Here is a 19,349-nt window from a genome sequence, read left to right on the forward strand (position 1 = left end):
AGATTTCAAAAGCCGCCTATTGCTGGACGGCGTAACACGAGATTTTCTTGCGCTTCAGGGCATCGCAGGCCTTCCAGGCTGCGTCCTTCGACCCGAAGCCGCCGAAGCGGGCGCGGTAGTAGGTGACGCCGCCGTTGTCGAACGCGACCGTGAAGCCCTCGGCGTCCGCCAGCACTCTCGGCGCCTGCTTGCTCGTCTTGTCGAGAAGGGCCTGAGCCCCGGACTGCGTCGGCGAGGAGGCGACCTGCACCACCCATCCCGACGGCAGCGACGACGTCTTGACCGGATCGACGGTCGGCGCGGCCGCAGGCGCCGGCTCGGCATAAGCGGCGACGGTCTGGGAAGTGGTTTCGGCCTGGGACGTGTTTTCCTGGGGCCCGGGAGCCATGGCGGCCACGGCCACCGTCTTCACCTTCCTGACCTGGATGACCGGCTTGGTCTCCTCGGCGACCGGAACGTTGTCGTCGGCTGACGCGACCTCGGTGTCGTCGACGGCCGGCTTTTCATCCGGGGTCGGCGCGTCGTGCTTCGGCAGGAGGACCTTTGCCAAAGCCTTGATCGGGTTGTCGCCGCCCGCCTTGGCGATCAGATTGCCGCCACCCCGGGTCGAGGCTCGCGGCAGGTAGGTGCTGATCAGCGAAGCCATCTGGTTGTCGCGGCTGCGGCCGGAAGCGCCACCCATTACCACGGCGACGAGGCGGCGATCGCCATCGGCGACGGAGGAAACCAGGTTGTAGCCGGAAGCGCGCGTGTAGCCGGTCTTGATCCCGTCGACGCCCTTGATGCGGCCGAGCAGGCGGTTATGGCCGTTGATGCGCTGGCGGCCGTAGAGGAAGGAGCGCTGCGAGAAATAGCCGTAATATTGCGGGAAGTGCTCGCGGAGCGCGATGCCAAGCATCGCCATGTCGTGGGCCGTGGTGAATTGGCCGGGATCCGGCAGGCCATTGGCGTTGCGGAAGACGGTGCCGTTCATGCCGAGTTGGCGGGCCTTGGCCGTCATCATGCGGGCGAAATTGTCTTCGCTGCCGCCCAACATCTCGCCCAGCGCGGTCGCCGAGTCGTTCGCCGACTTCGTCACCATCGACAGGATCGCGGTCTCGACCGGCACCGAGCCGCCGGCGCGCACGCCGAGCTTGGTCGGCGGCTCGGACGCGGCATGGACCGAGTACGGCACCGGCGTGTTCCTGCTGATCCTGCCCTTCGCCAGCGCCTCGAAGGTGAGATAGAGCGTCATCATCTTGGTAAGCGAGGCTGGATAGCGCCGGCCGTTGGCGTCGGCTGAATAGAGCACCTTGCCGGTCTTGGCATCGACGACGATGGCCGCCGACTTGGCGGCGAGAGCCGATGCGACATCGGCGGCGACAATCGTCACCGCGAGCGCGGCGACCATGACTGCCTTGAAGGAGAATGAAGATTTGGAGACGAACCCCGACAACGCCTGACGCACCGCTACTTACCCTGAATTTTCGTTGCCCCGGAGGCGGCAGAGGGGTGCCTGCCTCGCTTCCAGCCAAGCTATCGCGGGCAGCGTTACCAATCCGTTTATGGTAACCGCCGCGTTCACCATTTTCTGGCGATTTGAGCCTCTGTTTATTCGAATTTTAGCGGCTGCTGTCATTCGCGGCCCTTGCGGTTCAAGGGAATCTTGACTTTTTGTGCAGCGCACAATATATTCCAGTGCATTGCACAAGGGCGCCCGGGGCAAATGGGCGTTTCAACAAGGGAAGTATGAAATGACCCAGACCTATGAGGACTTCACGAAATACGGCAAGGAATTTGCCGACACCGGGCTGAAGAGCTTTGCCTCACTCACCAAGGGCGCGCAGGCGATCGCCACCGAAGCCGGCGAATATACCAAGAAGAGCTTCGAGGCCGGCAGCGCCGCCGTCGAGAAGCTGTTCTCGGCCAAGTCGATCGAGAAGGCCATCGAGATCCAGACCGACTACGCCAAGCAGAGCTACGAGAGCTTCGTGGCCGAGGCCAGCAAGATCGGCAATCTTTATGCCGAGCTCGCCAAGGAAGCCTACAAGCCGTTCGAATCGGTCGTCGCCAAGGCGAAGTAATTTCGTCGGATCATATCCGACACGACCAGCCGGCCTGCATAAAGGACCCGGTCGCGGAAGCGCGGCCGGGTTTTTTCGTGCGCGATTGCAGCGCCCGAGCCTTGCCGCATTCACGATTGAGAAATTCGCTGAAGTTTGCCCACCTAGCCATATTGTCAGCTAAACAGAAGGGCTTAAAATCGGTCATCGAAGACCTACATGTTGAACTCGCATGAGGATTCGAAAAGGCAGGACTACGTGACGATCGGTTTGACTGCCACGGCAGGCGTGGTGCGAATGCAAGGTGACGACGACCGAAACGATCACGGCCGCGGCACTGCGGTCATCACGCGCACCAAAACCAAGACCAAGAAGCCCAGCCTCTACAGGGTCCTCATCCTCAACGACGACTACACTCCCATGGAGTTCGTGGTCCACGTCCTGGAGCGTTTTTTCCAGAAGGACCGCGAGGCCGCCACACGCATCATGCTGCATGTTCATAATCATGGAGTGGGCGAGTGCGGGGTCTACACATTCGAGGTGGCCGAGACCAAAGTGTCTCAGGTCATGGATTTCGCCCGACAGAATCAGCATCCGCTGCAATGCGTGATGGAGAAGAAGTGAGGTAACATGCCGGCTTTCTCCCAAGGCCTGGAAAAGGCGCTACATCAGGCGCTGACATTCGCCAACGAGCGGCATCATGAATATGCAACGCTCGAACATTTGCTGCTCGCGCTCATCGACGACACCGAGGCGGCCGCCGTGATGCGCGCCTGCAACGTCGATCTCGACGAGCTCAAGCACACGGTTCTCACCTATATCGACACCGAGCTCGACAACCTCGTCACCGGTTACGACGAGGATTCCAAGCCGACCGCCGGGTTCCAGCGCGTCATCCAGCGCGCCGTCATCCACGTGCAGTCGTCCGGCCGCGAGGAAGTGTCCGGCGCGAACGTGCTCGTCGCCATCTTCGCCGAGCGCGAGAGCCACGCCGCCTATTTCCTGCAGGAACAGCAGATGACCCGCTACGACGCGGTCAACTACATCTCGCATGGCATCGCCAAGCGCCCCGGCGCTTCGGAGTCGCGCACGCCGCGCGGCGCCGAGGACGAGCAGGGAGGGCAGAACGGCGCCGAGCCGCAGGAAGACAATGGCAAGAAGAAGCCGCAGGACGCGCTGACGGCCTACTGCATCAACCTCAACAACAAGGCCAAGGCCGGCAAGATCGATCCGCTGATCGGCCGCGAGAGCGAGATCAACCGCACCATCCAGGTGCTGTGCCGCCGCTCCAAGAACAACCCGCTCTATGTCGGTGACCCCGGCGTCGGCAAGACGGCGATCGCCGAGGGCCTCGCCAAGCGAATCGTCGAGGGCGACGTGCCCGAGGTGCTGCAGGACGCCACCATCTTCGCGCTCGACATGGGCACGCTGCTGGCCGGCACGCGCTATCGCGGCGACTTCGAGGAGCGGCTGAAGCAGGTCGTCAAGGAGCTCGAGGACTATCCCGGCGCGGTTCTGTTCATCGACGAGATCCACACCGTGATCGGGGCAGGCGCCACCTCCGGCGGCGCCATGGATGCGTCGAACCTGTTGAAGCCGGCGCTTTCGTCAGGCGCGATCCGCTGTATCGGCTCGACCACTTACAAGGAGTTCCGCCAGTTCTTCGAGAAGGACCGCGCGCTGGTGCGGCGCTTCCAGAAGATCGACGTCAACGAGCCGACCATCGAGGACGCCATCGAGATCATGAAGGGCCTAAAGCCCTATTTCGAGGAGTTCCACAAGGTTCGCTACACGTCTGAAGCGATCAAGGCTTCGGTCGAGCTTTCGGCCCGCTACATCAACGACCGCAAGCTGCCGGACAAGGCAATCGACGTGATCGACGAGACCGGCGCCTCGCAGATGCTGGTGCCGGAAGCCAAGCGCAAGAAGACGATCGGCATCAAGGAAATCGAGGCGACGATCGCCACCATGGCGCGCATCCCGCCGAAGACGGTTTCGGCCGACGACGAGAAGGTGCTGCAAGGCCTCGACGTCGAGCTGAAGCGCGTCGTCTACGGCCAGGATACCGCGATCACCGCGCTGACCTCGGCGATCAAGCTGGCGCGGGCCGGCCTGCGCGAACCGGAGAAGCCGATCGGCTCCTACCTGTTCTCAGGGCCGACCGGCGTCGGCAAGACGGAAGTCGCCAAGCAGCTTGCCGCCTCGCTCGGCGTCGAGCTGATCCGCTTCGACATGTCGGAATATATGGAACGCCACACCGTCTCGCGGCTGATCGGCGCGCCTCCCGGCTATGTCGGCTTCGACCAGGGCGGTCTGCTGACCGACGGCGTCGACCAGCATCCGCATTGCGTGCTGCTGCTCGACGAGGTCGAGAAGGCGCATCCTGACCTGTTCAACATCCTGTTGCAGGTGATGGACCACGGCAAGCTGACCGACCACAACGGCAAGCAGATCGACTTCCGCAACGTCATCCTGATCATGACGACCAATGCGGGCGCGTCGGACGCTCAGCGCGCGGCGATCGGCTTCGGCTCGACCAAGCGCGAGGGCGACGACGTCGAGGCGATCAACCGGCTGTTCACGCCGGAGTTCCGCAACCGTCTCGATGCGATCATCCCATTCGGCTCGCTGCCAGTGCCGGTGATCCACCAGGTGGTGCAGAAGTTCGTCATGCAGCTCGAGGCTCAGCTCTCCGAGCGGGGCGTCACCTTCGACCTGTCGCCGGACGCGATCGCGTGGCTGGCCGACAAGGGCTATGACGAGCGCATGGGAGCGCGTCCGCTCGGTCGCGTGATCCAGGAGCACATCAAGAAGCCGCTGGCGGACGAGGTGCTGTTCGGCAAGCTGAAGAAGGGCGGCACAGTGCGCGTCACCGTCGAGAAGAAGGAGACCGGCGAGACCGGCCTGAAGCTCGAATCGCTCGCCGATGAAGCCCCGGTGAAGCCGAAGAAGGAAGAGCCGGAGGATGCCCCGAAGCCTGGGAAGGCGGTGGCCAAGAAGTCCGTCGCCAAGAAGGCGGTGGCGCAGAAGCCGGAGCCGAAGGGCAAGGACGGCGGCAAGCGAAGCCTGGTCCCGCAACTGCCCCGCAAGAGCTGATCGGCCTAAAGCGCGTCCCTCTGAACGCTCATTAGGTGTCGCACTTTTGGGCGACATGCATTGAAATCGAAAAGCCCCGGGGACGGGGCTTTTTTCGTTGGAGGAACCGGCATTGGCTGGACAGATCATCATTCTCAACGGTGCGCCGCGGTCGGGAAAGTCGAGCATCGCCCTGGCGATCCAGGAGACATTCGAGGGCATCTGGATCAATCTCGGCGTCGATAACTATGCGCAGGCAACGCCGCCGCGGTTCCGTCCCGGCATAGGCCTGCGTCCCGGCGGCGAACGTCCCGATCTCGAAACCGTCGTGCCGAACCTCTACGCCGGGCTTTATGGGTCCATCGCGGCACACAGCCGGCTGGGCTTGAACGTCGTCACCGACGTTGGCCATCACGACAACTATTCGAGGCCACTCGGCATCCTTCACGAATGCGCCAGGCGTCTCGCCGGCCTGCCGGTCCTGTTTGTCGGGGTCCGCTGCCCGGTGGAAGTGATCATGCAAAGGCGTGCCGCGAGTGGAGCGGAGGGAGGGTATGTGACCGGCTCTGTCGACGACCCAGTACCGCTGCCCGTCGGTCTTTGGCAGGAAGAGGTGCATAGGCCGGGCGTTTACGATTTCGAAGTCGATACATCGCGGCAGGATCCAGCCGAGTGCGCCAGGGCAATCCACCAACGACTTGATGCCGGGCCGGAACCGCTGGCCTTTCGCAGGCTGGCGTAAATGCCAGCCCGTGAGCCTCAAGCAACCCCTGAGGGCGCGAAGCGTGCCAGGAAATATCCGCATGCCTTCCAGATCATGATCGACAAGAGCGCACCCGCGTAGCCGTCGATGGCATAGTGCCAGCCGAGCACGACCGAGGCGACCATGATCACACCGGCGAATGCCCACATCAGGATACCGGCCAGCCGGGAGCGCCGCGTTGCGTAAAGGGAAAAAAGCACCGCCATCGCCACGTGCATGGATGGGAAAGCCGATATTCCGATACTGCCGTCGGTGGCGCCGATGTAGCCGCTCCATAGCATGTCCTGGGTGCCGAGCGCCCAGATCGGATAGATGCGATCGGCGGCGGCGAGTGCCTGCATGAGGGGGTGAAAGTCACCGCCGAGCCCCAGTCGCTCGTAATAGCACGGCCCCGCCGACGACAGCCCCATCGCCAGGAAGAAGCCGCCAAGCGTCCATACCAGCATGAAACTCATCAGGAACTGATGACGCAGCTTCGTATCGTTGCGTGTGATGCAGGCGGTGAAAACCGTGGCAATGAGCACGATGAACCAGAAGTTGTACGCGATATTGAACATCCTCAATGCAAATGGCGACTGGACGACAAACCATAGCCATTCGTCTGGTGCTCGACCGAAATGCAGGATCCGATCGGCGTGGGCGAGCGCCTTGTCCCATGTAAACGGGGAGAGGATTGCGATGGCTCCTTTCAGCACGCCGACGGCGGATACGAAGGCGATGCTCGCGGCAAGGCCGTTCAGGCTGTTGGCAGTGCGTTCGGCGTCGCCGAAAAAGCTGCCCAGCGATTTCAGGAAGGTGCCGAGCGGTTCGGTATCCCGCTTGACCAGCGCAAGGTGGAGAAAGACCCCAAGCGCAAAGACGCAGCCGCAGATCCAGAAAGCGATGAACAGGTATTGAAGGTATTCCTTCAGCACGCTGAAATCCGGCATGTTTCCGGTACGCATGCCGACCAGTGTTGCCAGGAGCAGGGCACAGACGGACATGGCGTGCAGCAGCCGGTGCCGTTGAAAGGCGTCCGCCAGGGCAATCAGAAAAGCGCGACCGGCAGCCGTCCTCGCAAGGGGGGTCGACGCCGCAACCGAATTTTCCATGGTTCGAAACCCAAAAGCGTTCGCCACTGCCTCGGCGTTTTACAGCGAGATGGTTCGATATTTCCTAACCAAACGATTCGAGTGCAATCGGTCACGTCCGGCGCTGCACGGGACCGTCTAGAGCATGATCCTGAAACGTGGGAACCGGTTTTCGAGAAGATCGTGCTCCAAAAGGAGTTGGATCAGGATGGCGATTCAACGAAACGTCATCCTGATCCAGTCTCGAAAAATCGAGCGCAAGTTATCGCGGCAAGCGGAAATCGGGGGTCGTCAGTCGGTTCTATCGGTCGGCCTTCAACATTGGCGGATCGCTAGCTTCACAGTGCCGCGCGGATCTTGCCGGCGTTCTCGGCCAGCACCTCCGGCTTTTCCATCTGCCCGGAATGCGGCTTCAGCGGCACGCCTTCGAAGCGTGGGATGACATGGACATGGAGGTGGTAGACGGTCTGCCCGGAGGCCGGCTCGTTGAACTGCAAGAGCGTCACGCCCTCCGCGTTGAAGGCCTTTTTCACAGCCACCGCCACTTTCTGCACCACGGCAAACAGCGGACCGAACGTCGCCGGATCGGCGTCGAGGATATTGCGCGACGGGGCCTTCGGCACCACCAGCGTGTGGCCGACCCCTTGCGGCATCACATCCATGAAGGCGACGACCGCGTCGTCCTCGTAGACGCGATGCGACGGGATTTCGCCGCGCAGGATCTTTGCGAAGATGTTGCCGGGATCGTAGGTAGCTTCGGCCATGAAGGGCGCTCCGGATCTTGCTGTTCCGACCCATGTAGCGGGGCCGCCGTCATGCGGCAAGGCAAGTCAGGCGAGATCGACCGTGCGGGACCGGAAACCGTGCGCGCGGCGATTTCGGCCCTATTCCTTGAGATCCTTGCGGAACGGCGTGTGCTCTTCAAGATATTCGCCCATCCGCTCGACCTCGCGCCGCTCGCGGCGAAGGTAATCGGCGACCGCATTGCGCAGGCCGGGGTGGGCGATGTAGTGCGCCGAATGCATGGTCACCGGCTGGTAGCCGCGCGCCAGCTTATGCTCGCCTTGCGCGCCCGCCTCCACTACCTTCAGCTTGCGCTCGATCGCAAAGTCGATCGCCTGGTGGTAGCAAACCTCGAAATGCAGGAAGGGGTGATCCTCGATGCAGCCCCAGTTGCGGCCGTAGAGCGCGTCGGAGCCGATAAAGTTGATGGCGCCGGCGATATAGCGGCCGTTGCGCCTGGCCATCACCAGCAGAATGTCGTCGGCCATGCGCTCGCCGATCAGCGAGAAGAAATGGCGATTGAGATAGGGCCGACCCCATTTCCTGCCGCCGGTATCCATGTAGAAGGCAAAGAAATCGTCCCAGGCCTTTTCGGTCAGATCCTTGCCGGTCAGCCAGTCGATCGAAATGCCGTCGGCCAGCGCCTCGCGCCGTTCCTTCTTCATCGCCTTGCGCTTGCGCGAGGCAAGCGTGGCGAGAAAGTCGTCATAGCTCGAGAAGCCTTCGTTGAAGAAATGGAACTGCTGGTCGGTGCGGTGCAGGAAGCCCGCCGCTTCCAGCGTCGCCGTGTCGGACTCCGTCGCGAACGTGACATGCGCGGAGGACACGCCGAGCTTATCGGTTACCAGTTTCAGCCCCGCGGCGAGGCCTGCCTTTACCGCGCCTTCGTCCTCGCCTTTGCCGACCAGCAGGCGAGGGCCGGTGACTGGCGTGAAGGGCACCGAACATTGCAGCTTGGGGTAATAGCGCCCGCCGGCGCGCTCGAAGGCGTCGGACCAGCCATGGTCGAAGACATATTCGCCCTGGCTGTGTGATTTCAGATAGCAGGGCAGGGCGCCCAGCAGCTTGCCTTGCGCCGTCTCGAGCCTGAGGTGATGACCTTGCCAGCCGGTGCGTCGCACGGCACAGCCGGAATCCTCCAGCGCGCTCAGGAAAGCGAATGAAACGAGCGGGTTGTAGCCGTTTTCCGTGCCGCCGCGGGTGGTTCCCGCAAAGCCGTCCCATTCCGCGCAGGTGAACGCGCCTATGCCCGCCGCGACGCGGATCGCATAGTCCGCATTAGCAGTCCGTCCATCGTCGTCGTCACCTTGATCCATGCGGCTTATTTAAGCGTCCTCAGGGCTGCCGCAAGTCACGTTTCGGGCACCGCCTCGGAGCATGATGCCGAAAAGTGCGAAGCGGTTTTCGGACGACATCATGCTCTCTCTTTGGATTGATTGAGGCGGATCGGATTTCAGGTCGTCTCGAGCTGAAGTCATCCGGCTCTAGGCCACCTTGACCAGATCCGGCTCAAAACCCTCGAAGGTCATCTGGTCGGCATATTTGAAGGTGAGGTCGACCGCCGGCTGGTCATGCACCGTCCAGGTGATGACCGGCATCCCGAGTTTTTCGCGCACGAAGCTCACGAACGGGTTGGGCAGGTCGCCAGCGGCATAGGAGGTGAAGGCGAGGTCATGCGCCAGCATGGCGAAATGCGCCTCGATCAGCTGGTTGTCCTTGCCATAGGCGGTCAGCCCGCCGGGAATGCCCGGCGCATCCTTGGCGAAATCGCGGATCAGCCAGTGGTCGAACGACATGATCGCCACCTTGCCCCTGTAGCGCTTGAGCAGCCTGCCGACGCTCGCCACCAGCCCTTGGTCGTGGCCGGCAACGCCTTTCAGCTCGACCACCAGCGGCACCCGGCCGTCGATCAGGTCGAGCGCCTCCTGCAGCGTCGGAATATGGTCTTTCGTGCCGCCCACCTTGAGCGCCGTCAGCTCGGCGACGGTCCGCTGCCAGACGAAGCCGTCCTCGCCGGTCAGGCGTTTCAGGTCGCCGTCGTGGATGATGACGGGAACGCCGTCGGACGAGATATGCACGTCGCATTCGATGGCATAGCCGCGCTCGGCCGCCGCCGCAAAGGCCGACGGCGTGTTCTCCCAGCGCGTCCTGTTCATGTCGTGGAAGCCGCGATGCGCAACCGGGCGGGCGATCAGCCAGGAAAGGTCAGTCATGTCAGGCTCTTCTCACTCGACTTCGAAGATCGCTTCGATCTCGACCGCGGCATTGAGCGGCAGCGAGGCGGTGCCAACGGCGGAGCGGGCATGCTTGCCGCGCTCGCCGAGCGCGGCAACCAGGAAGTCGGAAGCGCCGTTGGCGACCAGATGCTGCTCGACGAAGTCGGGCGCCGAGGCGACGAAGACGGTGATCTTGACCAGCCGGCGGATTTTCTCGAGATCGCCAAGTGCTGCCTTGGCCTGCGCCAGGATGTTGATGGCGCAGAATTTCGCGCCCTCCTTGCCGGCGGTGGTGTCGATGTCACGGCCAAGCAGCCCGCTTACCAACTTGCCGTCCTTGAGCGGCAACTGACCCGCCGTGAAAAGCAGGTCGCCGGTCCGGCAGTAGGGCACATAGTTGGCGGCGGGCGCGGCGCCGGCCGGAATGGTGACGCCAAGATCGCTTAGCCGCTTTTCGATTGTTTCGCTCATTGGTTTTCCCTATTGCTGGAAGGCGCCGCGTTGGCCGGGCCGAAATTGCTATTTTTGCCTCGCTTCCGCCACGACTTTTTTTAAGCTGGACTATCTTTCCCTGCGGCCTGCCATCGGTCGCGACGAACGGAGCACTTCATGCGCGTAACGCGCCTTTTCCTTTCCGCCGCTCTCCTGTCGGCGGCCGTCCCGATGGCTCCGGCCTTCGCGGTGCCGGCGCTGCAGGCGCACCGTGCCGTCTACGACCTCACCCTCAACAAGGCGTCCGACCGCTCGGGCATCACCGGCATCTCCGGCCGCATGGTGTATGAGTTCAACGGCTCTCCCTGCGAAGGCTACACGGTGAAGTTCCGCTTCGTCACCCAGATCGTCACCAGCGACAACACCAGGCTGACCGATCAGCAGACGACGACGTTCGAGGACGCCGAAGGCAAGACCTTCTCCTTCGTAACGAAGTCCTTCGTCGACCAGAATCTCGACAAGGAGGTCAAGGGTATGGCGACCAGGGAGCCGAAGGGCCTCAAGGTCGACATCGACAAGCCCGAGAAGAACACGCTCGAGCTCGCCGCCACGCAGTTCCCGACCCAGCACCTGGTTGAACTGATCGGCAAGGCCGAGAGCGGCGAAAACTTCTATCAGACCAATCTGTTCGACGGCTCCGAAGATGCCAACAAGGTGATGACGACCACCGTCGTCGTCGGCAAGAGGACCGACGCCGACAAGTCGGACCCGGAAGCCCCGGCGCTCGCCAAGCTCGCCAGCGACAAATACTGGCCGGTCGACATCGCCTATTTCGACGAGACCGACAAAAGCGGCGAGGAAGTGCCGGAGTACCGGATCAGCTTCAAGCTGCACGAGAACGGCATCACGCGCGATCTCGTCATGGACTACGGCGACTTCTCGATGACCGGCAAGCTGGTCAACCTGTCGCTGTTCGATCAGACCAAGCCCTGTCCAGCGTCGAAATAGCAGCGGGTTAACCACCAAGCAGGCTGCCCATCGGCCCGACTTGAAGGCGCCGCAATCCGATCCCAATTTCCTGACGGCATTTCGGGGGAGAGAGCTTGGGTAGGATCGACGTGTTCGTGGCGCCGCGACCCAATCCGGCGCTGATCAAAGTGATGACGATCGTCAACCGCATCGTCATGCTGCGCGGAGTTCCAGGTTTTCGTGACCTGTTGCCGTTCAACCGGCTTGCCGGCCTGCGCGGCGTCTCAAACGTCCGCCACATCGACTTCCCCGCCGCCGATGAGCAAAGGCTGACGGCCTGCTGCGGGGCGGGCCAGGCGACATTCATCACGCCCAACCATCCGGAGTTCTTCACCGACTGGATGATCGACAAGGAGGTCGTCTCGCGCGTCAGCCCGCTTGCGGCGTCCTGGGCCACGCATGGCGTGGTGAACGGGATTGGCCGGCTGATGCAGAAATTCTGGCTGGCCAACAATCTGATCGCGCAGATTCCCGGCAACAGCGAGGCGGCCAAGGCGCATTCTGTCGACTGGGCACTCAAAGGCCATGGCGTGCTGCTTCATCCGGAAGGCGGCGTCGGCTGGCATGGCAATTTTGTCGGGCCGTTGCTGCCAGGCGCCGTGGAGATGGGACTCGAGGCGCTGCAGCGCGGTCGCGAAACGAACAGGGATTTCAAGGCTTGGGTCGCTCCGGTCGTGTGGAAGCTCGCCTTCACCGGCAATGTCGAGCGGGCGCTCGCCAGGGAATGCGCCTATGTCGAGAAGAGCCTGAAAATCGAAGGAGCCGGAGACGGCCCGTTGCCGGAACGTGTCTGCCACATCTATTCAACGCTGCTATCCCGGGACGAGCAGGCCTGCGGACTGACGGCGGAGGAAGGCGCTTCTTATGCCGCCCGCCAACAGAGCGTGCTGGCCGCTCTTGGCCGGCAACTGGCCGAAGGCATGGCTGCCGAGGCTGACCTGGACTCGGCGGAGCTGCTGTGGCGCTCGCGCCGCTGGCTGCGCGAGGGCAAGGCGGACGCCGAAGGGCAGATGCGCGTGCGAAAATTGGCGGAAGCGATCCAACGCATCCAGCGCGTCGGCCCATGGGCTTTCGCCCATCAAACGATCACGCAGGAAGAGATCGCCGAGCATCTGAAGCGCATCCGCAACGATTATTGCAAAGGCACGTTGCGCGACACGATCAACCGTTTCGTCCCGCAGCCCGCGGGACCCCGCTGCGCCCACATTCGCGTGCCCGAGCCTTTGGGATTGCACGATTACTACGGGTCGGTCGACGAGGCGCTTGCAGCGCTGCGCTCGCGCATGCAGGAGGCCGTGACGAGGATCGTCACCGAGCTCGAAACCGTCGGCGGCTTCATTTCCTATCCGAATCCCTTCTATCATCGCTGACTTCACATCGGCCCGGGTGACTGTGAACGGGCCGCCCCTGTCGGTTGGAGTGCAGCAGGTTCAATGGCTGTCTATGTCGATGCGGCGATCTGGAAATGGGCCGGCCATCGCTGGTGTCACCTGATGGCCGACGACACCGAAGAGTTGCATCGCTTCGCCGCCGAGCTTGGCGTGAAGCGTTCGTCCTATCAGGGACCGCCCAAGACATCGGCGCCGCACTATGACATAACCGGCTTCGAGCGCGACCGCGCGGTGCGCCTGGGCGCCATCGAGTGCAGCCGCGAGGAGATCGTCGCGATCTTCCGCCGCGTGCGGGTTCCGAACGGGAAGATACGACCATGACGCTTACGGCATTTCTAGCCTACTGCGCGGCGATCACACTTGCTGCCGCCACGCCCGGCCCATCGATGTTCGCCGTCATCACCAATGGCGTGTCGCGTGGTTTTTTCAGGGCATTCATCGCCGGCGTCGGCATTGCCGCCGGTGACGCGGTGCTGGTGACCCTGGCGCTGCTCGGTCTGGTGGCGCTGGCACAGACCTTCGAATGGGTGTTTCTCGCCTTGAAGTATGCAGGCGCGGCCTATCTGGTGTTTCTCGGTATCAGGATGTGGCGGTCGGCCGCCACCCAGGCAGTTGGACCGCAGGCCGGTCAGGCGGGACTGTCAAGGTCGTTTTTCCTAGGCGCCTCCATCGCACTCGGCAACCCCAAGGCAATCCTGTTCCACGCATCGATCATGCCGCTGATCCTTGACCTCGATACCATGACCTTCGCCGACGGACTGCTCGTCGTCGCAATCGTCATCAGCGTCAATATCGCCACGATGGGCGTCTATGCAGCACTTGCCGGGCGGGCTTCGGTCTGGTTCAGAACGCCGAGGCGCATGCGCCTGATGAACAGGTTTGCCGGCGGCGCAATGATCAGCACCGGTGCGCTGATCGCCGCACGTTGAACTGGCAGACGCGGCAGCGCTTGCGTTTGTCGCGCTTCCACTCTATATGCGCGCTCATTCCACACACGGACTTTGGTGTCTGCCCGGGAGAAATCCGGCTGAAACCTCCGGTGGCATCAGGACATAAGGTCCGAAATGCCTGTGTCCGTGGAGGCCAACCGGAAAGGAACTAAAGAATGGCTCTGCCAGATTACAGCATGCGCCAGCTTTTGGAAGCTGGTGTTCACTTCGGCCACCAGACCCATCGCTGGAACCCGAAGATGGCGCCCTATATCTACGGCGCCCGCAACAACATCCACATCATCGACCTGTCGCAGACGGTGCCGCTGCTGCACCAGGCCCTGAAGCAGGTTTCCGACACTGTCGCCAAGGGCGGCCGCGTGCTGTTCGTCGGCACCAAGCGCCAGGCTTCGGACATCGTCGCCGACGCCGCGCAGCGTTCGGCCCAGTACTATGTCAACTCGCGTTGGCTGGGCGGCATGCTGACCAACTGGAAGACGATCTCGAACTCGATCCAGCGCCTGCGCAAGCTCGACGAGACGCTGGCCGGCGAGGCCCAGGGCCTCACCAAGAAGGAGCGCCTCAACCTCGACCGCGAGCGCGAGAAGCTCAACAAGGCGCTGGGCGGCATCAAGGACATGGGCTCGACCCCGGACCTGATGTTCGTCATCGACACCAACAAGGAAGCGATCGCCATCCTCGAGGCTAAGCGCCTCGGCATCCCGGTCGTCGCCATCATTGATTCGAACTGCGATCCGGACAAGATCGACTTCCCGATCCCGGGCAATGACGACGCGGCGCGCGCCATCCAGCTCTATTGCGATCTGATCGCCAAGGCTGCCATCGACGGCATCGCCCGCCAGCAGGGCGCCCTCGGCATGGATATCGGCGCGTCTGCCGAGGCTCCGGTCGAGCCGGCCCTCGACACGCCGGCCACCGAGGTTCCGGAAGCTTGAAAAGCGAAGGCCGGCTCCGGCCTTCATCTTTCCAATAAGTTGGCGCGCTAAAGCGCTTTTGCCGGGCGCATCATCGAGTACCGATGGTGCGTCGGCGCATTTGAAACAAAGAGGCGACAATGAGCATTTCGGCTGCACAGGTCAAAGAACTCCGCGACTTGACCGGCGCGGGCATGATGGACTGCAAGGCGGCGTTGAACGAAACCAACGGCAACATGGAAGAGGCCGTCGACTGGCTGCGCAAGAAGGGCATCTCCAAGGCCGACAAGAAGGCCGGCCGCACCGCGGCGGAGGGCCTGATCGGCGTCGATTCCGGCGTGCGTGAAGCCGCAATCGTCGAGGTCAATTCCGAGACCGACTTCGTTGCCCGCAACGCCGCCTTCCAGGAAATCGTCGCCAACGTCGCCAAGGTCGCGCTCGCCTATGGCACGACCGAGGCCGTGGCAGCGGCCAAATATCCGGGCTCCGACAAGTCGGTCACCGAGACCATCAAGGACGCGGTAGGCACCATTGGCGAGAACATGGGCTTCCGCCGTTCGGCCAAGCTCACCGTCCCGCACGGCGCTGTCGCGACTTATGTGCACAATGCCGTCGCCGATGGCCTCGGCAAGCTCGGCGTGCTGGTCGCGATCGAGACCACCGGCAACGAGCATGCAGCGAACGCCTTCGGCCGCCAGGTCGCCATGCATGTCGCCGCCACCAACCCGATGGCGCTGACCACGGAAGAACTCGATCCGGCCGCGGTCGAGCGCGAGAAGGCGATCTTCGCCGACCAGGCGCGCCAGACTGGCAAGCCCGAGGCGATCATCGAGAAGATGGTCGAGGGCCGCCTGCGCAAGTTCTATGAAGAGGTGGTGCTTCTGAAGCAGGCCTTCGTGCTCAATCCCGACATAACCGTCGAGAAGGCGCTGAAGGATGCCGAGAAGGAGATCGGCGCTCCGGCCAAGATCAGCGCCTACCTGCGCTTCGCGCTGGGCGAAGGCATCGAGAAGGAAACGACCGATTTCGCGGCGGAAGTCGCGGCCGCGGTCAAGAAATAGCCTGAAGATAGAGTAAGGCTACAGAGCTCAGGCAACTCGGCCGGGTGTCCGCATGGATGCCCGGCCGATCTCATTGGCGGTGTCGATGAAGGCCCTCAGCTTCGGCGCCATCGATGCCCGGCGCGGGAAATAAAGGAAGAGGCCGGGCTCCTCGATCGCCGTCTTCGCCAGGATCTGGACCAGCCGCCCGGCGGCGAGATCGGCGCGCGCCAGCGGCTCGAACACATAGGCGAGCCCGACGCCTGCAAGCGCAAGATCGATGGCGCCAAGCGAATCGGTGACGACGGCGGTGCCGCGCGTCTCGACCACGACATCCTTGCCGTGCTCGTTCAAATCCCAGCGATAGAGCCCGCCGGAGCGGACAAGCCGGTAGCCGATGCAGTTGTACTTGGCGAGGTCTGCGACGTCGCGCGGACGGCCGTGCTTTGCGATATAGGCGGGTGAGGCGACGATCACGGCCTTGAAGGGCGGCGTCAGCCGCACCGTGACCATGTCCTGCGCGATCATCTCGCCCAGCCTGATGCCGGCATCGAAACCTTCGCCGACGATATCGACCAGGCCCTGCTCGGCGAAAACCTCGACCGTCACGTCCGGATAACGTTCGGCCATGGCCGCGACCACGGGCGTCACCGCCAATGGGATCGCGATGTTGGAAGCGTTGATCCTGAGCAGGCCGGAGGGCCGGCCCTTGACGCCACGGATGCGATCCATGCGCTCGGCGATATCCTGAAGGGCAGGGGCGGCCGTCTCGACCAGCGCCTTGCCGGCCTCGGTCAGCGAAACGCTGCGCGTGGTGCGCGCGAACAGCGGCTGTCCGATGCGCTCTTCCACCAGCCGCACCGCATGGCTGACCGCTGAAGGGCTCATGCCGAGCTCGGCCGCGGCAAGCGCGAAGCCGCCACGCCGCGCCACGGCAACGACAACAGGCAGGTGCGTGAGCAGGTCTCGATCCATTCATGAATGATATCGCATGGTCCTTGCGAACAATGCAATCTTATCGATGTCGGCGCGTTGGCCCACATTGTCCTCAACAAATCGGCAGCGGGCCGATGCTCGAGGAGAAGAGACATGAATGCTTTGAGACACGCGACCTTCGCGGCAGGTCTGGCGCTGGCGCCGGTCGATGCCGGCGGAGCCGAACCGGCCGGCTGGCAGGCACTCGCCGACGAGCGCGCCGTCATCCGCATTGCCGATGCCATCGACCGCGCCGTCGACGCGCAGGACTGGAAGCTGGCGCGCAGCTATTTCGCCGACCGCGTCACCGCGGACTTCAGCAGTCTCTCCGGGCAGCCTGCGGCGACCATCGCCTCCGACGACCTGATCGGCGCATGGGCGGACAATCTCAAGGGCAGCAAGACCAGCCTGCATCTGCGAACCAACCATCAGATCGTCATCGAGGCCGATGCGGCGATCGTTCGTTCCAACGGCTATGCCTGGAACCGGATGGAGGGCAATGGCGAACCGCTGTGGGAGGTGTGGGGCAATTATGAGCACCACCTTGTCCGCTCCAGCGCCGGCTGGAAGGTCGACGGCTTCACCTTCCGCATGACGCATGAACGCGGCAATCCCTGGGTCAAGTCGACCCCCGGCCAGTAAGCAGACAAGATCGGAGAACGTCATGAGCATGACCTATTACACGCTCGGCAACAGCGGCCTGCGCGTCAGCCGGCTGGCGCTGGGCACGATGACCTTCGGCACCGAATGGGGCTGGGGCGCCGACCGGGAAACCGCCCGCGCTATGTTCGATGCCTATGTCGAGGCAGGCGGCAACTTCTTCGACACCGCCGATCTCTATACGGGCGGCACGGCCGAGACCTGGCTCGGCGAATTCGTCGCCGAGCGCGGCTTGCGCGACAAGGCGGTGATCGCCACCAAATTCACGATGAACATGGACCCCGGCAATCCGAATGCCGGCGGCAACGGCCGCAAGAACATCATGCGCGCGGTCGACGCTTCGCTGAAGCGGCTCGGGACCGACTATATCGACCTTTATCTCATGCACGTGTGGGACCGGCTGACGCCGGCCGAGGAGGTTCTGCGTACGCTGGACGACCTCGTTCGCGCGGGCAAGATACGCCATATCGGCCTTTCCGACGTGCCGGCCTGGTATGCCGGCCGGGCGCAGGCGGTCGCCGAACTGCGCGGCTATGAGCCGATCTCGGCCCTGCAGCTCGAATATTCGCTGACCGAGCGGACGATCGAGCATGAATTCGTGCCTTTGGCCACACGTCACGGCGCCGGCATCATGATCTGGAGCCCGCTCGCCAGCGGGCTCCTCAGCGGCAAGTACCGGCCGACGCAGACCGGGAATGCCGGACGGCTCGACGGTTTCCGCAACACCACGCATCCGGGCTTCCAGAAATTCAACGACCGCAACTGGGCGATCGTGGCGGAGCTAGAAAAGGTGGCGGCCGAACTCGGCCGCAGCATGGCGCAGGTGGCGCTCAACTGGGCGGCGACGCAGCCCGGCATCGCCACCGTCATCCTCGGCGCGAAGAAGCTTGCCCAGTTGCAGGACAATCTTGCGGCGCTCGACTTTTCGATTGCCCCGGAGCTGCGCAAGCGGCTCGATTCGGCGAGCAGCATGCCGGCGCCGTTCCCGCATTCCTATTTCGGGCCGGAGATCCAGGGGAGGGTGACCGGAGGCGCCGCGACCGGCGACAAACCGTCCGGCTACTCCCTGCCGGTCCTGATCGAAGGCGAGGCGGTCAGCGTCCGCAGCAATTGATCGAAAAAGCCTGGGATTTTGCGCAGGGGCGCGGCGTGACATCGCCGCGCCCTTCGTGTATCGGGTCGAACCATCGTGCCAGCGCCGCCAGGCGAAGCGAGGCAGCTTTCGCCTCCAGATTTGCCCGCGCCGAGATTTTCGAGGAATCAGATGACGGTGAAGCCCCTCTATCGACGTGTCTTGCTGAAAGCTTCGGGCGAAGCGCTGATGGGCGAACAGCATTTCGGCATCGACGTGTCGGTCGTCGACCGCATCGCCGCCGACATCGCCGAGGCGCGCGCGCTCGGCATCGAGGTCGGCGTGGTCATCGGCGGCGGCAACATCTTCCGCGGCGTGGCCGTCGCCTCCAAGGGCGGCGACCGCGTCACCGGTGACCACATGGGAATGCTCGCCACCGTTATCAACTCGCTGGCACTGCGCACCTCGCTGAACAAGATCGGCGTCGATGCCGTCGTGCTTTCAGCCATAGCCATGCCGGAGCTCTGCGAGAGTTTTTCCCAGCGCCAGGCGACCGCCTATATGAATCAGGGCAAGGTGGTGATCTTCGCCGGCGGCACCGGCAATCCGTTCTTCACCACCGATTCGGCCGCGGCGCTTCGCGCCGCCGAGATCGGCGCCGACGCGCTGTTCAAGGGCACCCAGGTCGACGGTGTCTATTCGGCCGACCCGAAGAAGGATCCGAACGCGGTGCGATTCGACCGCATAAGTCATGCCGAAGTCATCAAACGCGGGCTTACGATCATGGATACGGCCGCGATTGCACTTGCGCGCGAAAACAACATTCCGATAATCGTCTATTCGATCCACGAAAAGGGTGGTTTCGGCGAAATTCTGAGGGGTGGCGGCCGTTGCACGATCGTCGCGGACAATTGACTGGGGCCGCGGTCGGCTAAAT

20 protein-coding genes are annotated in these 19,349 nt (G+C 63.1%); 13 read left to right on the forward strand and 7 right to left on the reverse strand.

What is annotated here, in order from left to right; genetic code table 11:
* Positions 1 to 16 precede the first annotated feature (16 nt).
* The gene (locus tag EN874_RS02925; protein WP_127423983.1) at positions 17 to 1,447 is read right to left on the reverse strand and encodes a D-alanyl-D-alanine carboxypeptidase; all 1,431 of its coding nucleotides are present in this window, start codon (positions 1,445 to 1,447) and stop codon (positions 17 to 19) included.
* Between the two features lie 286 nt (positions 1,448 to 1,733).
* On the opposite strand from EN874_RS02925, the gene EN874_RS02930 reads away from it, so the two are divergent.
* From EN874_RS02930 to EN874_RS02945, 4 genes are all read left to right on the forward strand, one after another.
* Positions 1,734 to 2,063, forward strand: a complete 330-nt coding sequence (locus EN874_RS02930; RefSeq protein ID WP_059185707.1) for a phasin family protein — start codon at positions 1,734 to 1,736, stop codon at positions 2,061 to 2,063.
* A gap of 276 nt (positions 2,064 to 2,339) precedes the next feature.
* Positions 2,340 to 2,666 carry an ATP-dependent Clp protease adapter ClpS gene (gene clpS / locus EN874_RS02935; protein ID WP_168247384.1) on the forward strand — a complete coding sequence of 109 codons (327 nt, stop codon included), beginning with the start codon at positions 2,340 to 2,342 and terminating at the stop codon, positions 2,664 to 2,666.
* Between the two features lie 6 nt (positions 2,667 to 2,672).
* Entirely contained in the window at positions 2,673 to 5,138 is a 2,466-nt protein-coding gene (gene clpA / locus EN874_RS02940; RefSeq protein ID WP_127423984.1) for an ATP-dependent Clp protease ATP-binding subunit ClpA, read from the forward strand.
* A 97-nt stretch (positions 5,139 to 5,235) separates the two neighbouring features.
* Positions 5,236 to 5,859 carry a chloramphenicol phosphotransferase gene (locus tag EN874_RS02945; RefSeq protein WP_127423985.1) on the forward strand — a complete coding sequence of 208 codons (624 nt, stop codon included), beginning with the start codon at positions 5,236 to 5,238 and terminating at the stop codon, positions 5,857 to 5,859.
* A gap of 17 nt (positions 5,860 to 5,876) precedes the next feature.
* On the opposite strand, the gene EN874_RS02950 is transcribed toward EN874_RS02945, so the two are convergent.
* From EN874_RS02950 to EN874_RS02970, 5 genes are all read right to left on the reverse strand, one after another.
* The gene (locus EN874_RS02950) at positions 5,877 to 6,971 is read right to left on the reverse strand and encodes a phosphatase PAP2 family protein (protein WP_245513424.1); all 1,095 of its coding nucleotides are present in this window, start codon (positions 6,969 to 6,971) and stop codon (positions 5,877 to 5,879) included.
* Positions 6,972 to 7,288: 317 nt separating this feature from the next.
* The gene (locus tag EN874_RS02955) at positions 7,289 to 7,714 is read right to left on the reverse strand and encodes an HIT domain-containing protein (protein ID WP_127423986.1); all 426 of its coding nucleotides are present in this window, start codon (positions 7,712 to 7,714) and stop codon (positions 7,289 to 7,291) included.
* A gap of 120 nt (positions 7,715 to 7,834) precedes the next feature.
* Positions 7,835 to 9,049, reverse strand: coding sequence for a GNAT family N-acetyltransferase (locus EN874_RS02960; protein WP_127423987.1), 1,215 nt, complete (start codon positions 9,047 to 9,049; stop codon positions 7,835 to 7,837).
* 168 nt (positions 9,050 to 9,217) lie between these two features.
* The gene (locus EN874_RS02965) at positions 9,218 to 9,946 is read right to left on the reverse strand and encodes a glycerophosphodiester phosphodiesterase (protein ID WP_127423988.1); all 729 of its coding nucleotides are present in this window, start codon (positions 9,944 to 9,946) and stop codon (positions 9,218 to 9,220) included.
* A gap of 12 nt (positions 9,947 to 9,958) precedes the next feature.
* Complete coding sequence (locus tag EN874_RS02970; RefSeq protein ID WP_127423989.1) at positions 9,959 to 10,420, reverse strand: RidA family protein; 462 nt, start codon at positions 10,418 to 10,420, stop codon at positions 9,959 to 9,961.
* A 138-nt stretch (positions 10,421 to 10,558) separates the two neighbouring features.
* Here EN874_RS02970 and EN874_RS02975 point away from each other — a divergent pair, with 138 nt between their 5' ends.
* From EN874_RS02975 to tsf, 6 genes are all read left to right on the forward strand, one after another.
* Positions 10,559 to 11,389 carry a cell envelope integrity EipB family protein gene (locus EN874_RS02975; protein WP_126089172.1) on the forward strand — a complete coding sequence of 277 codons (831 nt, stop codon included), beginning with the start codon at positions 10,559 to 10,561 and terminating at the stop codon, positions 11,387 to 11,389.
* A gap of 95 nt (positions 11,390 to 11,484) precedes the next feature.
* A complete protein-coding gene (locus EN874_RS02980; protein ID WP_127423990.1) occupies positions 11,485 to 12,780 on the forward strand; it encodes a hypothetical protein in 1,296 nt (431 codons plus the stop codon).
* 63 nt (positions 12,781 to 12,843) lie between these two features.
* Positions 12,844 to 13,122, forward strand: coding sequence for a DUF4031 domain-containing protein (locus EN874_RS02985; RefSeq protein WP_127423991.1), 279 nt, complete (start codon positions 12,844 to 12,846; stop codon positions 13,120 to 13,122).
* Entirely contained in the window at positions 13,119 to 13,730 is a 612-nt protein-coding gene (locus EN874_RS02990; RefSeq protein WP_127423992.1) for a LysE family translocator, read from the forward strand. The genes EN874_RS02985 and EN874_RS02990 overlap by 4 nt, the downstream gene beginning before the upstream one ends.
* A gap of 176 nt (positions 13,731 to 13,906) precedes the next feature.
* Entirely contained in the window at positions 13,907 to 14,686 is a 780-nt protein-coding gene (gene rpsB, locus EN874_RS02995; protein WP_127423993.1) for a 30S ribosomal protein S2, read from the forward strand.
* Positions 14,687 to 14,805: 119 nt separating this feature from the next.
* Positions 14,806 to 15,726 (forward strand): translation elongation factor Ts, encoded by a 921-nt coding sequence (gene tsf / locus EN874_RS03000; protein ID WP_127423994.1) that lies wholly within the window; start codon positions 14,806 to 14,808, stop codon positions 15,724 to 15,726.
* A 27-nt stretch (positions 15,727 to 15,753) separates the two neighbouring features.
* Here the strand turns inward: tsf and EN874_RS03005 are convergent, their stop codons facing one another.
* Complete coding sequence (locus tag EN874_RS03005) at positions 15,754 to 16,680, reverse strand: LysR family transcriptional regulator (RefSeq protein WP_127423995.1); 927 nt, start codon at positions 16,678 to 16,680, stop codon at positions 15,754 to 15,756.
* 114 nt (positions 16,681 to 16,794) lie between these two features.
* Between EN874_RS03005 and EN874_RS03010 the strand changes: the two genes are divergently transcribed.
* The 3 genes from EN874_RS03010 to pyrH all read left to right on the forward strand — a co-directional run bounded on the left by EN874_RS03010 (position 16,795) and on the right by pyrH (position 19,327).
* Positions 16,795 to 17,322: a nuclear transport factor 2 family protein gene (locus EN874_RS03010; protein ID WP_127423996.1), complete on the forward strand. Its 528-nt coding sequence runs from the start codon at positions 16,795 to 16,797 to the stop codon at positions 17,320 to 17,322.
* Positions 17,323 to 17,344: 22 nt separating this feature from the next.
* Positions 17,345 to 18,454, forward strand: a complete 1,110-nt coding sequence (locus EN874_RS03015; RefSeq protein ID WP_127423997.1) for an aldo/keto reductase — start codon at positions 17,345 to 17,347, stop codon at positions 18,452 to 18,454.
* 150 nt (positions 18,455 to 18,604) lie between these two features.
* Positions 18,605 to 19,327, forward strand: coding sequence for a UMP kinase (gene pyrH, locus EN874_RS03020; RefSeq protein ID WP_059188649.1), 723 nt, complete (start codon positions 18,605 to 18,607; stop codon positions 19,325 to 19,327).
* The last annotated feature ends 22 nt before the right edge of the window (positions 19,328 to 19,349 follow it).

The organism is Mesorhizobium sp. M1D.F.Ca.ET.231.01.1.1, from assembly GCF_003999155.2.
Taxonomy (GTDB): domain Bacteria; phylum Pseudomonadota; class Alphaproteobacteria; order Rhizobiales; family Rhizobiaceae; genus Mesorhizobium.